At 35.2% G+C, this 14,671-nt stretch carries 16 protein-coding genes; 5 read left to right on the top strand and 11 right to left on the bottom strand.

Annotation, left to right across the window (positions count from 1 at the left end; all coding sequences use genetic code 11):
- Positions 1 to 42 precede the first annotated feature (42 nt).
- Together QY321_02130 and QY321_02125 are read left to right on the top strand one after the other, a co-directional pair.
- On the top strand, positions 43 to 897 hold the full coding sequence (locus QY321_02130) for a cell division protein FtsQ/DivIB (GenBank protein ID WKZ24393.1): 855 nt from the start codon (positions 43 to 45) through the stop codon (positions 895 to 897).
- A gap of 22 nt (positions 898 to 919) precedes the next feature.
- Positions 920 to 1,072 carry a hypothetical protein gene (locus tag QY321_02125; GenBank protein WKZ24392.1) on the top strand — a complete coding sequence of 51 codons (153 nt, stop codon included), beginning with the start codon at positions 920 to 922 and terminating at the stop codon, positions 1,070 to 1,072.
- Here the strand turns inward: QY321_02125 and QY321_02120 are convergent.
- The 3 genes from QY321_02120 to QY321_02110 are packed head-to-tail and all read right to left on the bottom strand — an operon-like array spanning position 1,069 to position 3,923.
- The gene (locus QY321_02120; GenBank protein ID WKZ24391.1) at positions 1,069 to 1,623 is read right to left on the bottom strand and encodes a hypothetical protein; all 555 of its coding nucleotides are present in this window, start codon (positions 1,621 to 1,623) and stop codon (positions 1,069 to 1,071) included. The genes QY321_02125 and QY321_02120 overlap by 4 nt on opposite strands.
- A 36-nt stretch (positions 1,624 to 1,659) precedes the next feature.
- Complete coding sequence (locus QY321_02115) at positions 1,660 to 2,910, bottom strand: PQQ-dependent sugar dehydrogenase (GenBank protein WKZ24390.1); 1,251 nt, start codon at positions 2,908 to 2,910, stop codon at positions 1,660 to 1,662.
- A gap of 38 nt (positions 2,911 to 2,948) precedes the next feature.
- Positions 2,949 to 3,923, bottom strand: a complete 975-nt coding sequence (locus QY321_02110; GenBank protein ID WKZ24389.1) for a GerMN domain-containing protein — start codon at positions 3,921 to 3,923, stop codon at positions 2,949 to 2,951.
- 148 nt (positions 3,924 to 4,071) lie between these two features.
- Between QY321_02110 and QY321_02105 the strand changes: the two genes are divergently transcribed.
- On the top strand, positions 4,072 to 4,920 hold the full coding sequence (locus tag QY321_02105) for a CAP domain-containing protein (protein WKZ24388.1): 849 nt from the start codon (positions 4,072 to 4,074) through the stop codon (positions 4,918 to 4,920).
- A gap of 412 nt (positions 4,921 to 5,332) precedes the next feature.
- On the opposite strand, the gene QY321_02100 is transcribed toward QY321_02105, so the two are convergent.
- Positions 5,333 to 6,064 carry a glycosyltransferase family 2 protein gene (locus QY321_02100; protein WKZ24387.1) on the bottom strand — a complete coding sequence of 244 codons (732 nt, stop codon included), beginning with the start codon at positions 6,062 to 6,064 and terminating at the stop codon, positions 5,333 to 5,335.
- 243 nt (positions 6,065 to 6,307) lie between these two features.
- On the opposite strand from QY321_02100, the gene QY321_02095 reads away from it, so the two are divergent.
- Positions 6,308 to 6,802: a hypothetical protein gene (locus QY321_02095; GenBank protein WKZ24386.1), complete on the top strand. Its 495-nt coding sequence runs from the start codon at positions 6,308 to 6,310 to the stop codon at positions 6,800 to 6,802.
- Between the two features lie 338 nt (positions 6,803 to 7,140).
- Here the strand turns inward: QY321_02095 and QY321_02090 are convergent, their stop codons facing one another.
- Positions 7,141 to 7,557 carry a DUF1761 domain-containing protein gene (locus QY321_02090; GenBank protein ID WKZ24385.1) on the bottom strand — a complete coding sequence of 139 codons (417 nt, stop codon included), beginning with the start codon at positions 7,555 to 7,557 and terminating at the stop codon, positions 7,141 to 7,143.
- Between the two features lie 50 nt (positions 7,558 to 7,607).
- Complete coding sequence (locus QY321_02085; protein ID WKZ24384.1) at positions 7,608 to 8,174, bottom strand: DUF305 domain-containing protein; 567 nt, start codon at positions 8,172 to 8,174, stop codon at positions 7,608 to 7,610.
- Between the two features lie 112 nt (positions 8,175 to 8,286).
- Here QY321_02085 and QY321_02080 point away from each other — a divergent pair, with 112 nt between their 5' ends.
- Complete coding sequence (locus tag QY321_02080; protein WKZ25198.1) at positions 8,287 to 8,538, top strand: hypothetical protein; 252 nt, start codon at positions 8,287 to 8,289, stop codon at positions 8,536 to 8,538.
- A 97-nt stretch (positions 8,539 to 8,635) separates the two neighbouring features.
- On the opposite strand, the gene QY321_02075 is transcribed toward QY321_02080, so the two are convergent.
- The 5 genes from QY321_02075 to QY321_02055 form a co-directional block, all read right to left on the bottom strand.
- The gene (locus QY321_02075; GenBank protein WKZ25197.1) at positions 8,636 to 9,580 is read right to left on the bottom strand and encodes a C39 family peptidase; all 945 of its coding nucleotides are present in this window, start codon (positions 9,578 to 9,580) and stop codon (positions 8,636 to 8,638) included.
- A 31-nt stretch (positions 9,581 to 9,611) separates the two neighbouring features.
- A complete protein-coding gene (locus QY321_02070) occupies positions 9,612 to 11,333 on the bottom strand; it encodes a cation:proton antiporter (GenBank protein ID WKZ25196.1) in 1,722 nt (573 codons plus the stop codon).
- 6 nt (positions 11,334 to 11,339) lie between these two features.
- Complete coding sequence (locus tag QY321_02065) at positions 11,340 to 12,599, bottom strand: peptidoglycan DD-metalloendopeptidase family protein (GenBank protein ID WKZ25195.1); 1,260 nt, start codon at positions 12,597 to 12,599, stop codon at positions 11,340 to 11,342.
- A 104-nt stretch (positions 12,600 to 12,703) separates the two neighbouring features.
- On the bottom strand, positions 12,704 to 14,257 hold the full coding sequence (gene gltX, locus QY321_02060) for a glutamate--tRNA ligase (GenBank protein WKZ25194.1): 1,554 nt from the start codon (positions 14,255 to 14,257) through the stop codon (positions 12,704 to 12,706).
- Positions 14,258 to 14,280: 23 nt separating this feature from the next.
- Positions 14,281 to 14,670 carry a hypothetical protein gene (locus QY321_02055; GenBank protein ID WKZ25193.1) on the bottom strand — a complete coding sequence of 130 codons (390 nt, stop codon included), beginning with the start codon at positions 14,668 to 14,670 and terminating at the stop codon, positions 14,281 to 14,283.
- Between the last annotated feature and the right edge of the window lies 1 nt (position 14,671).

Raw genomic sequence — 14,671 nt, 5'->3', positions numbered from 1 at the left:
GGTTAAAAGGTCAAAATTTAAGGAAAAATCATTAATATAACTATGAGAAGCCAGAAATGGATGGGTCGTCGACATCATCGCCAAAACCCCTATTTTAAACAAAAGAAAAAAGACGGTTTTTTAAAGAAGTTTTGGTCTTACTGGCAATCTTTGTCAAAAAGAACCAAGCTTAGGGTTGTTGTTATATTTTTTTCTTTAATCATATTATCTTGGCTCTTTATTTTTTCCGAAGTTTTTTTAATTAAAGAGATTAAGGTTGAGGGACTTAAACATGAGAGCTCCTCTACGGTTTCCATGTTAGCACGTCACCAAAGCGAAGAAAAACTTTTTAAAATTTTTCCCCAAGATAGACTTTGGGTTTTTAATAAAGAAGCCTTAAGAGAAGCGATTATGGAAAGACATCCTTCTTTTTTGGAAATTAAGATAAAGAAAAAACCTTTGTCGGTTTTGTTAATAGAAGTTAAGGAAAGAGAGCCGGTTGTTTTGTGGTATGAAGGAGGTAATTATTATAAAGCAGATCAGGAAGGTTGGGTGGTTAGTTTAGTAGAAGAAACAAATCACGGATTACCGATTATTTACAATGATGGGGCAAATAGGATGGAAGGACTTAAACTGAATTATTCAGCTAAGGCCATAGCTAGTTTTTTGGCGGTAGAGAAAAGGTGGCCACTTCTATCTTTTAAGGTCTCTCCCCGACAGTATGTGGTTGATAACGAAGAGCGTACGATTAAAATAGTACTTGATACCGGGGCAATCGTCTTTTTACCAGATGAACCCTCCTTAATTAACGAGCAGTTAGAGAGACTGGAAATATACTTAGGCAGCCTGGAAGGAGCTAAGGTTGTTAACCTTTCTTATATTGACCTTCGCTACGGAGATAGGGTATACTCTAGGTAGATATTAAAAGATTATTTATTCTATGGAAAAAGCTTTTAAATTAATTTTCTTTACCGGTGTCTTGCTTTTTGCGATGATTTCTATCGGTATCTTTTTGTTCATCATTCGCATCATGCTTCTTTTTAACCCGACAGTACAATTTCTGGGTATTAACTTCACCAGCGCCGCTTTTTAATTGTTATTAAGTTTGTCGTGCCAATAGATAGCTATAATCTTCCTTTTAGGTTGGCCGTTTTTCTCCCCATAAGTCCAATGATGCATAATTGGGGATTTTTTTAAACTATTGTTACTAATTGCTTTGCCTGATCCCAAATAAAAACCTATGTGTTGATGTTCTTCATTCTTTTTATCCCTTATTTCTTCCCAAACTAAAACAGCGCCTTGTTTAACTTTTTTAATTTCATACCAGTTATTTTTTCGCATTTCTTTAATTAAAGAAACCACTGTTGGTCTTGGATGTTTAAGGGCGTCTATCATAAAAAGCATAGATGAAACATAGGCGGCACAACTTAAGCGACCGTTATCTAGGGCGTCAAAGGTCTTTGTCTTGTTTTTAACATAAAAAGAACGGTATGTTTTGCTCCCCAGACTATTTCTAAGGTTAACTAAAAGACTTTTAAGATAAAGAGGTTTTATCTCTCCCTTCTTCTTATTTGGCCTTTCTTGTTCCTTGCTCTTATCCTTATCCCTGTCCTTATTCTTATTGTTTTTGTTATTTAGCTTCATCTTTTTTAAACTTATTTGAACTTATTCAAACTTAGCTTACTCTGCTTTTAAGCGATATATTTTGTCATCATTAGCTCTAAGAGAGCCTCTACCATCTCGGTTGGAAGTCGTTAAATAGATTGCACCTTCTGGCGATTGAATCACCTCTCTTATCCTACCGAACGAGACTTGGGGAATGGTTTCATACCAAATTATTTCTCTTGGGTTTTTTGGGTTAAGTACTAGTCTGTATAAAGCTTCACCACGTAGAGCGCCGTATAGAAGAGTTCCTCTAAATTCCGGCCACGCTTGGTGATCGTAATAAAGGAGAGACCCTGGGGCGGTAGCGGGAGTAAATTGGATAAGAGGTGAAATAAGTCCTTCTTTACTTTTTTCATGTGAAATCAAGGGCCAGCCGTAGTTATTACCCGGCTCTATAATATTTATTTCATCTCCACCAGCTGGTCCATCAAAAACAGAAGGTCCGTGTTCGGATGACCAGATTATTTTGTTAACACCATCATAAGCCAAGCCCTGGGGGTTACGATGACCTAAAGAGTAGATAGGTGATGGATAAAAAGGGTTATCTTCTGGCACTGAACCGTCTTTATTAATTCTTAGAATCTTACCAGCTAAACTTTCCATAGATTGAGCTAAATCACGTTGGGCCGCGTCACCGACAGTAATTAAAAGAGTTTTATCTGGTAAAAACATTAGGCGACAACCAGCGTGATAGCGAGCTGAGGGTAGGTTGTCTATAACCACAGAAGATCTTTCTATTGAACTTCCGTTATCCAATAAGGAAATAACCTTATTAGCCAAAGCACCATTGTCTTTTTGGTAAGCTAAGCAAGCGTAAAGAGTTTGGTTAGTTTTATAATCAGGGTCAAGGGCAAGACCCATTAAACCTTCTTCAGATTGTTGCGATACTTCTTCAAAATGAATTAAAGAATTTTCATTTAGCTGATCACTAACCACTTCTTTAATATAGCCGTTTCTTTCACTAATCAAGAGTCGGTTTTCGTCTGTAAAGACCAAGCTCCAAGGAACAAAGAGATTATCGGCAATAATTTGAAAAGAGTAATCATCACGTAAATTAAGGTTTGTTTTTTTGTTATCTTCGCCTTCTTCGTTTTCTTTTCCTTCCTTAAGATCCATCTTAAGCTTAAGTTCCTCAAGACTTGAAACACCAGGTAGGGAAGTGTGGGGTTTTTTAAACCAAGCTAGATATGAACCCAGTAAATATATTGCATAAATTAAGACGACTGAGACTAAGCCTATTAGAAAGTATTTAAGAACTTTATTCATATATTGATTTCGTTTTCCTTTTTAAAATATTTAAGCGATTAAGGTTGTAGGGCGGTTTCAACGTCACCATTAATAGAAATTGTTACCGAGGTTATATGAGGAAACTGAAGAAGAGTTTTTTCAATTTGTGCTCTGGCGGCTAAGACAGCACAAGAGCCTGCTAAAGTATTTAGCTCTTCGGAAAAATCTGCTTCAGCTCTGCCGTCTTCTAAAATATTTAAATAGTTAAGTTTAACCCCTTTTGGAATAATTGAACTGTAGCCGGCGTTTAATTCGGCGGTGTCAGGTCCTAAAAGAAGAGTTTTTAGGGAAGTTTCTGCTAAACTACCTTGAAGCTTTGCTTGTTTGTTTACAGCTTTTACGTTAGAACATTCGAAAGCCTCTTCGCCTTCTTCTTGCTCGTTTATAAAGAAAACAGTTAAGGGAATTAAAGAAGAAGATTGTTTAATAACAACCGGTAGTGCAAAGCTATCATCAAACTCGCTTAAGGCAGAAGGGTTATTTTTGCCAAAAATTAAAAAGCCATCTTCTGTTTTGTCGTGTATAAAAGTAAGCTCTCCACTAAAGGGAACAAATTCTTCGCTCATCCATTCATCCAGTGCCTCAACATAACCAGTCGCTATAGTTACTCCTTCTTGGTTTTCTAGGTACACTGGCAAGACTGCTTCAAAAAACCAATTACCGCGTGCTTTTCCTGAAATAAAAACCGGAGAATCAATAACACTGTCACCCAAAGGTTGTTCAACAATTAAAAAATCTTTGTAGGTAGCTGGTTCTTTTTTAGCTTCATTGGCTTGGCTTTTTTGTAAAAAAACCCTCCCGTCTGGTGTTAGGCATTTTTTAAGGCCACCTTCTTCACTAACCGGATAATTGGCTAGCCGACATTCTTCGAAGTTGCTAATAAGCGAATTTAAGAGATTGGCTTTTTCAACTTGCTTATCCCTATAGACAATAACGGCTAAGGTTAAGCCAATTATTAAGAGATAAATATAAATAAGTTTTCGGCGGGGCATATTTTTAGTTTAAGGATAATTAAAATTAATTATTAACATTAAGACTGGTTATTAGATCATTCTTCTATTCGTTATCTTTTACTATATCATATTAATTTGGTATAATACAAAAAAGATCAAGTGTAATTTATTATAAAAAGATTATATTATGAAAATAAAGCTAATATTAGTTATTTTATTCTTAGCTGGCCTGGTTTTCTTTTGGTGGTGGGGGAGTGGCACTTCTCCTTGGTCTGAGGAAAACATCTTTTCCGGGGAAAGTAGCAGTTCAGTGGGTCAGATGCTTGAACCCTTGCGTCTTGACCGGCAAGAAATTGTTAATTCTTACTTTACAGTAGAGGGGATTATGGCTGAATCTAATAAACATAGAGCAAAAGAAGGACTCTCGCCTTTAACTCTTTCGCCAAAACTTAATGAGGCGGCTAAGTTGAAAGTAGAGGATATGTTTGAGTATCAGTACTTTGAACATATTTCCTTAAAGGGGGATGGCCCTGGAGATTTGGCTAAAAAAGTTGATTATGATTTCTTGTCGGTGGGAGAAAACTTAGCTTTAGGTAATTTTAAAAACGATCAAGAGCTAGTAGATGGTTGGATGAATAATCCAGGTCACCGAGCGAATATTATGAACCCTTTTTATTCGGAAATTGGTATAGCTTTTGGGGAAGGCAATTTTGAGGATAAAAAAACCTGGTTAATTGTCCAAGAATTTGGCTTACCTTCTTCTGTCTGTCCCGGACCGGATAAAAACGATGAGTTATTGATTGAAAGAAATAAAAAGGAGATGGAAAGACTAGAAGTTGAATTACAAGAGAAAAAGCGTGCTCTTGAGGAAACAGAACCTAAGTATGGAGAGCCATATAATACTAGAGTTAAGGAATATAACGCTACTGCTGATTTGTTTAATCAATATGTTAAACAAACTAAGGAGATTATGGATAGATATAACGCTTCAGCCAGACGGTATAATAGTTGTTTGAAAGAAAATACGGGTAACTAATTTGAAATTTTTATAATTTCTTCTTTTTAATATTATATTATTTACTTTATATTATCTATAAAACTAGCTGATTTTCATCTTCTGACTAAAATAAGAAATAATATAATCAAACCAAAAAATAACAAAAACAAAAGAGCTCCGTAAGGAGCTCTTTTGAAGTTTGCTTAGAGGACGTCTTCACCGGCTTCATCGGTTTCATCACCCATGTCGTCACTTACAGTGTCGTCATTGGTTTCTTCACCCATTTCATCGGTGTTCATGTCGTCATTCATTTCTTCCATGAACATAATGTTATTCTTTATGAATTAGCGATATTAAGCAAGCTTAATATGGTTAAATTATAGCGCAAGATGAAAAAGGTGTCAAGGGTCTTTTGTTATATAAGGCTAAAGGTATTTAAAGAGATTTTTTCTTACAAATCTATTCTTCTTATTTCCTGGGGAATCTTTATTAAGTTTTTGTCATCTTTTTTAAAATATTTTATTATATCTTTTTCTTTCTCTAATTTGTTTTGCCAACCCCACCAACGATGTTCTTTGGTCTTTTCTTTTTTGGCAAAATTGAGTTTTCTTTTTATATATTCTTGATAATCAACTCTGTGAAGATGTATTAAAACGAAGTTTGAATTTTCCGCCTCTGTTGTATCAAGCGCATGAAACCCCATGCCCCAATCAAGAGCTACTTTGCTGATTAAATTTTTATTATATAATTTTTCCCAAATACCGAAATGTTTTTGAGCAATGATTTTACCGGGTAGTAGGGGAGACCTTTCTTTGTCTATAATCTCAAAACCCCTGGCTGGTAGATAGTCTTTATCTTTTATTTCTTCATCTATGGCTTTCGCAAAGTCAGGCTCTTTAACAGAGGCTAGAATTTCATCAGCCTCAACAAAAACAACAACATCATAATCATTTAAAAGTTTTTTTTGGAAATCTTTAACTGTCTGATTCATCCAAAGATGATCAAAAAAGCCGGGGTAGTCTAATTTAATTACTTTGGCTTTAAGGTTGTCTGTACTGCCATCCGAAGTATTATGATCTAAAATATAGATATCCTCTGGAGCAAAGTAGCGACTGTAATATTTAAGCCAAATAGGCAAGAAAAATTTTTCATTTTGCACTAAGGTAAAAATAGCTTTTTTCATAGATAGATAGAAATTAAGTTAAAATTTGTTAAATAAATACCTTATATTATTATATACTTTATTAAAAAATATTGTAATATAGCTAATTTGACAAAAAAACATAATTGTTTTAAAGTGTGATTAACTTTAAAAATTTAATAAACCATGGGAAAAAAATTAAAAATAATATGCCATTCTGAGTCCTGTAAGGACAAAGAGTGGATTGAAAGAATTACCTCAAAAATAAGAGGTATCTCATTAGAGTTGGATTTAAATTTTGACATTAAGAAAATAAAGAAGAAGAAAATGAGACCTGATAATGTCTATAGCATCCTTGGCTTTCAGAAGAGTCATAACAGGTCTATTGAGATTCTTTATAACGAACCTAAGTTAGGTATTAAGAAATTCATAGTCGCCAATCAATATGAAAGAAGTGACAAATCATTAATCTTTCAAACAGGGGAGAGGCTAATGAATGACTTTATACTTAACTATCCCAATTGCGATATACCAAAGCCTTGGTCAGTCGCCATACTTTGGGCTATTTATGATTACTACTATAAAGGAAAGGATGAAGATGAAGACAACAATCTTAATCTTGGCAATTTTTCTATTTCCGTCCTTGAGGAAAACTTAATAAGAATCTTAAGGGAAAAAGGTATTTATGAATTTTTTAATTTAGAAACTATGCCTTTGTACTTTGAGTCAGCTAATAAACATTTAAAGGCAGAGGTGGAACGTGTTTTTGGTAGCTCTTAAGAATTATCAAATTATTTAAAGGGTCTTATGTATTGTAAGGCCCTTTTTGATACCATATCATGTCGTATAAGTTATATTGTGCGACGTATAGTATATTGTTATATATAGCTAAAGCTTTTAAATATAATAGATATTATCTATTATCCCCCGGTTAAAATAATTAAATTAAAAAAGAAAGATGGTTATTAGAAATATAAATATAAATTTTTTTAAGTTGCGTAATTTATATATAAGCACTTAATTAAGAATGCAGTAAGTCTTTATCTTTATATTATACTTTTTTATGGCAAAAAACACCTCATAGGAGGTGTTTTCTTATATTGTTATATATGTATCCCCTATCCCCACATTCCGATTATTGCACCAGCTATAACCAATGCGGCTACACTAAAACCGGTATTAATTAAGTAGAGTCTCCAGGGTTTTAGACTATAGACATGGTTCATTAACGCTGTGGCGGCAATAATACCTATTGAAACAAACAGTGCTGTATTAACACCTGCTTTAAGGGTTGATGCTGGTCCTATAAGGGCAGCTAAGGATGCTACTAAAACAAATTGAGCCACAAAGCCCATGAGCATTGTTTTATGATCCCCCATATTCTTTAATTCATGCCCACTAAAACCGTTATCTTGGATCCATTCTTTGGCAAACATTTTATCTGAATACCAGAGCCAACCCAAACCATAATGAATCAAGGCGGCAATTATAACCAAACCATAATTTAATTGACTGAAAATATTTACTATATCCATATCGGTTTAATTATTAAAATTAATAAAGCAAAGTCTTAAATCTTTAATTATTATTCTAAGATCTGAGGTTGCCAAGAACGCATTTCAAGAATCTCAGAACTTTGTGACTCAATAATCCTTAAAGCCAGTTCCCTAACCTGGGGATCAGAAGATCTATCAAGAGCCATTTGAGCCATTTTAACAGCTCCTTCGTGATGAATGGTCATTTGGATCATAAACTCTTGATCAAACTCGGTGCCTTGTTTATTTTCTAATTCAGTCATCATATCTCCTATCATTTGTTCCATAGATGATTCGGACATGCCTTGGCTCATCTTTTTATTCTGCTTATCGGTAACTACTTTATGCATTTCGGGAGTTAAGATATACAGATCTTTAACTGTTTGACTATTTTGGGCGGTAATAACTCCGTAGACTAACCCAAGCCAGTAGATAAATAAAGACAAAAAGACAATCATAGCTCCTCGTAAGATCACGCAAAGAGCGCAGGAGTCTTTATGACAATTGGATAAAGTGGACAAAAGACGATCTGAGCTTTCTGGTCTTAGATTATCTTTTTTTGTTTCAATTTTTGGTTCAACCGTTTTTTTACGGCGAACAGTTTTCTTTGGAGGCATATTTTTACTTATTTAATAATTAATGCTATAATTGAATTATAGCATATTTTTGCCTTAAGGGGCAAGAGAGTGGTATCACTTATGTTATAATTTATTATTAACGCGTAAAAATATGTCAAAGAATAAACTAGGTAATGTTATTAAGTTAATGGGCGTTTTATCTGTTATTGGAGTGGTTGTTAGTAAAGCCATGCCTCATCTTAAAGAAGCTCAGCCCACTTTACGTAAAAAAATGGGTAAAATAAGCTCTTTATTGCAAGAATTAAAAGAAGAAGTAAGTGATTTAGCAGTGGGAGCTACTGAAGAAATAACTGGTAAATCTAAGAAAACTAAGAAAAGTAAGTCCACTAAAAAGACGAAGTAGTGATTAATAAGCGTAAAAGACTTTTTAAAAAACCGTTAGTTTTAAAAATTATTAACTAACGGTTTTTTATTTTTCTTAAAAATTTTTCTCTTCTCAATTACTTTTCCACAGCTAAAATCTTTTTACTAAAGTCAACAATTGGCTCTTTATAGCCCGTTGGGTAAACAGTTATAGCTTCCATAATAACCGCAGTCTTATACCTATAACCTTCTCCTCTTCTTGTACCAGGATCGTTAGTGATAAACTCATCGGTGTTTTTATCATAACCTCTAATTACTAACATATGTCGAAGGGGCCCAGGAGGTGAGAAATAGGGATTACCTAATTTTTGTCCATTTAAGGGTACAAGAACGACTTTTTCTTTAGCTAATTCTTCAATAATCCCCTCTTTACCTGTAATATTTTTTAAACTTACTTTATTATAAGAAAAATAATCTTTAAAAATTCTTTCCAGTATATCATTTAAACTAACATCTCTATGTTCTCCGTATTTAGTTTGTTGGTAGTCCGCTATTTTTATTATTTTATCCTTAGCTTGAGATAAAGTAAGGCTCTCTCCCCTAACCCAAGCCATAGCCATTAAAGCTGAAGCTTCTTCGCAACCATCTTGTTGTCTTGGGTCACTCCACTCTCCTAAAGGAGCTTGGGGTGTAAAGGGCACTAAATGATCTATCTGAGCTATTTGGGGCAAATCTTTTAAAGGTGGGGTGGACCCTTCTTTTAAGTTGTCTTGTTTATTCTCTTCTTTATTAATATCTCTTTCATTTTCCATTTCTCCTCCTTCTTTCTTGTTATCACCGCTTTCTTTACTCTCAGATTCATTTTTATCTTCTTCTCTATCTCCTTCAGTATTTTCATTCTCATTAAATTCGCTTTCTCTATTAGCCTCTTCTTGGCTATTGTAATTATCTTCTCTTGTATCTTTTATACCTTTTCTATCTTCGGTGTTTTTTAAATTATCCCAAAAATAGAAAAACAAAATAAGGATCACTAAGAAGAAAGGCCCGAAGATTAAGATTGTAGTTTTTTGTCTTTGTTTCATAGCTTTTATTTAATTATCTTAAGCTAGTTACTTATCTAATCATCGGGTGATCGTGTCCTAGGGAGAGTTTTTTCTGTAAATAATCTAAATGCTTATTCTTAAGAGAGGAGAATTTTCTTCGGTTATTGCCTAGTTTAAGAACAATATCTGCTGCGTGTCTACCACCTAGAAAATGAGGTAAAACCACGTAATCCACACCCTTGTCATATAATTCAATGGCATCTTGGATACTGTGAGCCACCATCATAATTACTGCCTTTTTATTCTTTTTTCTTATTACCTCGGTTAGGAGCTTATTAGTAGCCAAAACCGGGATAGTTGAAACCGCTAGTTCTATGGCTTTTAATTCTAAAGATTCAAGAAAGTTAATGTCTCCAGCGTCACCGTATTCACAAGCAATATTTAGCGAAGAAAAGCTTTCAATAGCCTCTGGATCATAGTCTACTATCATAAACTTCTTTTTGGAGTGTCTGAAATTCTCTACAAAGTCATGACCTATTCTATTACAACCAAATAAGACAATTGGGTATTTCTTATTCTTCGGCTCTTTTTCCTTGGTCTGTTTTTTTTCAAAGATAGATAACCATTTTTCTAGATAATTATATAGATTATCTGAATACATAATCATGTAGGTAGAGAAAAAGATGGTTATTAAGGCAATTAGAGTGACTGTTGACATAATAGCGGTGTCAATATGACCATAGGTTAAGCCAAGGGCCACCAATATTAAAGAGAACTCACTAATTTGGGCTACGGTTAAACCGGTTTTAAAGGAGGTGCTTTTTTTGTAGCCAAAACGTCCCATAATGATCATTAAGATTATTGGATTACCGATTAAGACAAAGAGCGATAGAATCAGGGCTATGGGAATGGTTTGCCAAAGACCGGTTAAGACCATTTGCGCGCCTAGCATAATGAAAAATACTACAATAAAAAAATCACGTAGAGGCATTAAACGAGCAGAGATTTCTTCACGCGATGGTAGTGTAGCTAAGGAGACACCGGCGATTAGAGCACCGGTTTCCAAAGAAAAGCCGAACATTAAAAAGACGGCGGCTACAATAAAACCCCAGCTTAAAGAAAAAAGAAAAAGTAACTCTTGCGAGCCAGATAAGAACTTATTAAGCGGCTTAAGTACCCGATTAGCTACCACCCAAGCTAAAATCGCCAAACCAATACCTTTGGCAAACATTATCGCGAGACCAGTATAAGAAGAGCCTTCTGAGGCGATAATTGGTATAGAGAAAAGTAGGATTAGGGCAATGATGTCTTGTACTAAAAGAAAACCCACTGAAATCTTGGCATATAAAGATTCCATCTCTCCTTTATCTGAGATAAGTTTAAGGATTATGATGGTACTGGAAAACGCCAGGGCGATTGAAACATAAACTGCCGCTATGGGTGAAAAGCCCAGAGAAAGACAAATTAAAAAACCGACCAAGGCGGTAAAAAGAACTTGCCCAAGGCCGGTAGCTAGTGATATTTTACCGAATTGCTTAATGATTTGTGGATTAAGATGTAGGCCAACGGTAAAGAGTAAAATAGCGATACCTATTTGGCTAAAAAGATGAAAAATATCAAAAGCCGTAATAACGTTTAAAATAAAAGGACCGACAATTAGACCAGTAATAATATGGCTAATAATTAAAGGCTGACGCAAGAGGCGCATAATAACCGCCATAATTACGCCTATGCCGATAACTAGACTTAATTCGATAAACAGCGAATCGCTAAAAAGATGAGCTTCTATCATAGCTGTTTATCTTGAAAGATATTGCAATGGGTCAACTGGAATACCGCTTTTACGAACTTCAAAGTGCAAGTGTGGTCCGGTAGTCATTGGTCCGGCACCCGGTGTACCAGGCATACCTCCAGATAAACCAATTACCTGTCCTTGGGATACATATTGATCTTCCTTAACTTGAATACGAGAAATATGTCCGTAAACAGTAGCTAGGCCATCGGCGTGAAGAATCATGATATAACTATAGCCCATACCAGCATCGCGGGCTCTGGCTATGTAGCCTTCACCAGCCGCTTTAACGGGCGTACCTTGGGCTGCCCTTATATCAATAGCCGAGTGCTCCATGATATTACGAAAAGGATAGGTTGAATCTCTAAAGTAGGCGGTAATAACACGACTTGGTACTGGCCAAATAAAACCACTGTGAGTTAAAGGAGTTTCACTGGTTTTTTGTCTTGACTCTATTTTTTGTCGCATGGTTCGCTCTAAGTTGGCAATGTCAGCAGCAGCTGCTTGTTGCTCTCTTTTAGCTTGGGCTACTAAAGTCTGATATTCGGCTTCTGATGATTTTGTTTGATCAAGTAAATAATTTTTGGTGTCAGATTCGGCTGCTAAAAGAACTTGCCTTTCTTGGAGTTGAACTTGTAGCTTCTTTAACTCTTCTTTTTTAGCGTTAAGTTCTTTTTGGCTGCTTTCAAGTTGCTCTTTAGAAAAACGAAGGTTGTTTAAATTATCTGTTATTTTGTCATTAATATTTTCCAGGTATTTTACCTGATTCATGTACTCGGTTAGGTAGTTGTTTAATAAAAGAATTTCTAGTTGGGTTTTTTGTCCTTCTTGGCTTAAAATCTTTAGGGCTGCGGCTAATTTATCTCGGCTGTTATTAATTTTAAGATCTTGTTCGGTAATTTCCAAATTAACTTTTTGTATTTCCAAGTTAGTAGTATCAATGTTAATCTTGGTTTTTTCCATTTCCAATTTAGCTTGATCAAGACGAGTGGAAATTAAACTAAGTTGACCAGCTAAATCGTTTTTATTTTGTTGGATTTCTTTAAGTTTTGCTTGGTAGGCGGCCTGTTCGGTGGTAAGGGAATTAAGGCGGTTTTTACCAGCCCTAATGTCCATATTAATTCTCTCTATTTCTCGCTCTAATGATTCATCCGCCTTGGTAATCCCAGCTCCGTAATGACAAGCGCTAACAAAAAACACCAGGGCCAAAGCAAAAAGGCTGGTTTTTCTAGTTAAAGTAAGATTTTTTTTAAGACTAGAGGGCATGGGGATTTTATTGTTTATTTTAAATTTTGGCTTATTTTAGGTTATTTTGTAAGAATCAATAAATCTTAAACTAACTTTAATCTATATATTCAATTATAGCATATTTAAGAAAGTCTTGCAAGAGCTTTTTCTAGTCTATCTAAAGTTTCGTCTTTACCCAAAACAAAAGCTATTTCCAAGGGGCCTGGACTGGCCTTTTTACCGGATAAGGAAACTCTTAGGGGCCAAAGATATGGACCTAAAGGCAAGCTGTCTTCTTTTAGTTTTTCAATTACCGCTTTGTTTAAATTATCTAAATCCCATGTTTGCTTATCAATACCAGATAAAAGGTTTTTAACTAAAGTTAAATTATTTTTAAGCTCTGCTTTTTCTATATTTTTCCAGTTTAAAAGCTCTGTTTCGTAAACAATTTCGTCCAAAAAAAGATAAGTAAGGATCTCGGGTATTTCATCTAATCTTACTAGTCTAGACCTTTCAAGCTCTAGGGCTTTTTTAATAAACTCATCTCTCCTTTTATGTTCGGCTATTTTAGTACGATTAGCAATATCTTCATTTAAAAGTTTTTCCATAAAAGGCTCGGCTCTTTTAAGAAGGTCGTTTAAGTCAATCTGTCTTAGATAATATCCGTTATAATAATCTAGTTTCTCAAGATCAAAAACAGCTGGACTAACACCTAAGCCATTTAGATCAAAAAGTTCTTCAAGCTCTTTTAAGCTAAAAATTTCATCATCACCTTTACCTTTTCCTTCTTCTCTTTTCTCTTTCGGGTGCCAACCTAAAAGTGCGGTGTAATTAATTAAAGCCTCGGGTAAATAACCTTTATTTAGAAAGTCTTCCACAAAAACATCACCTTGTCTTTTACTTAACTTTCCTCCTTCTTTATTTAAAATTAACGGTAGGTGAATAAAGATAGGCTCTGGCCAACCAAGATCACGATATAATGAAACATTCTTTGGTAAAGAAGGTAACCATTCAACTCCTCTAGTGACATGAGTAATGCCCATTAAGTAATCATCAACTACGGAAGCTAAATGATAAGTTGGCCAACCATCTGACTTTAAAAGCACATAATCATCCAGTTCTGAGGCTTTAAAAGTTGTTTCACCTCTAAGCTCATCTTTAACGACCACTTCGCCTTCTAAGGGCATTTTATGCCTAATAACATAGGGTTCTCCTGCCTCTAGCTTAGTCTTAATCTCTTCTTCAGGGGTTTCTCTGTAGCGCCGATCATAGCGGGGTGGTAGTTTCTTGGCGGCTTGTTCTTGGCGCATGGCTTCAAGTTCTTCGGATGTACAAAAACAACGATACGCTTTACCTTGAGAAAGTAAATAATCTGCCACTTGTTTATATAGTTCTAGTCTTTCGCTTTGTACATACGGAGCAACCGGTCCTCCCAGTTTAGGACTTTCGTCAAAAGACAGGCCGCAACGAGACATTACAGCCAAGAGACTTTCAAGTGAGCCCTCAACTAATCTTTCCCTGTCTGTATCCTCAAGACGTAAGATAAATTCTCCACCCCATTTTTTAGCTAAAAGATAACCAAATAAAGCGGTACGGAAATTACCCAAATGCAAAAAACCGGTTGGCGAAGGCGCCAAGCGCAGACGAGGTTTGCCGGAATTATATGGTTTTAAATTAAGTAAGGTTTTATCGTTCATAAATGTTATATATAAATACTTGGTTATTGAGACCTTCTTTTTAAAAGCTCTTGTTCAATTCTGTCTATTACTTCATGTTCGCCAACATGGCAACTTTGTCCATCCCAGAAAAAGGGTACTGAAATACGGGAAGTGGGTAAACGACAACTACCAACCATTAACATTAACAGATTAACTGATTCAGGACTATTGTCAACGTTTTTTTCAACAAAGAAGAAATCTTGCTTTACCTGATTGGTTTGCATATAGGACGCTACTCTAACACAAGCTTCACAAGTTGGAGAGTAAAAATAGAAATAACCGGGAGGTATGGTATAGCTAACCTCGGATTGTTGCTCTGGTTTAGCTGAGCAACCGAGTAGAAAAAGACTTAAAAAAAGCAAGGTGGTAATTTTAAAAAAGTTTTTTTTCATA

This window comes from Patescibacteria group bacterium (genome assembly GCA_030583705.1).
In the GTDB taxonomy this organism is placed as follows: domain Bacteria; phylum Patescibacteriota; class Patescibacteriia; order Patescibacteriales; family Patescibacteriaceae; genus Patescibacterium.
Note: the sequence above shows the minus strand (reverse complement) of the source record. Positions and strands in the feature narration are given on the sequence as shown.

Excerpts from the sequence above, each read along its gene's own strand:
- QY321_02085 (WKZ24384.1), bottom strand. The coding sequence starts at position 8,174 with ATGCCTCCAAAGAAAACTGTTCGCCGTAAAAAAACGGTTGAACCAAAA.
- QY321_02090 (WKZ24385.1), bottom strand. The coding sequence starts at position 7,557 with ATGGATATAGTAAATATTTTCAGTCAATTAAATTATGGTTTGGTTATA.
- gltX (WKZ25194.1), bottom strand. The coding sequence starts at position 14,257 with ATGAACGATAAAACCTTACTTAATTTAAAACCATATAATTCCGGCAAA.
- QY321_02070 (WKZ25196.1), bottom strand. The coding sequence starts at position 11,333 with ATGATAGAAGCTCATCTTTTTAGCGATTCGCTGTTTATCGAATTAAGT.
- QY321_02105 (WKZ24388.1), top strand. The coding sequence starts at position 4,072 with ATGAAAATAAAGCTAATATTAGTTATTTTATTCTTAGCTGGCCTGGTT.
- QY321_02065 (WKZ25195.1), bottom strand. The coding sequence starts at position 12,599 with ATGCCCTCTAGTCTTAAAAAAAATCTTACTTTAACTAGAAAAACCAGC.
- QY321_02115 (WKZ24390.1), bottom strand. The coding sequence starts at position 2,910 with ATGAATAAAGTTCTTAAATACTTTCTAATAGGCTTAGTCTCAGTCGTC.
- QY321_02080 (WKZ25198.1), top strand. The coding sequence starts at position 8,287 with ATGTCAAAGAATAAACTAGGTAATGTTATTAAGTTAATGGGCGTTTTA.
- QY321_02100 (WKZ24387.1), bottom strand. The coding sequence starts at position 6,064 with ATGAAAAAAGCTATTTTTACCTTAGTGCAAAATGAAAAATTTTTCTTG.
- QY321_02075 (WKZ25197.1), bottom strand. The coding sequence starts at position 9,580 with ATGAAACAAAGACAAAAAACTACAATCTTAATCTTCGGGCCTTTCTTC.
- QY321_02125 (WKZ24392.1), top strand. The coding sequence starts at position 920 with ATGGAAAAAGCTTTTAAATTAATTTTCTTTACCGGTGTCTTGCTTTTT.
- QY321_02130 (WKZ24393.1), top strand. The coding sequence starts at position 43 with ATGAGAAGCCAGAAATGGATGGGTCGTCGACATCATCGCCAAAACCCC.
- QY321_02055 (WKZ25193.1), bottom strand. The coding sequence starts at position 14,670 with ATGAAAAAAAACTTTTTTAAAATTACCACCTTGCTTTTTTTAAGTCTT.
- QY321_02120 (WKZ24391.1), bottom strand. The coding sequence starts at position 1,623 with ATGAAGCTAAATAACAAAAACAATAAGAATAAGGACAGGGATAAGGAT.
- QY321_02110 (WKZ24389.1), bottom strand. The coding sequence starts at position 3,923 with ATGCCCCGCCGAAAACTTATTTATATTTATCTCTTAATAATTGGCTTA.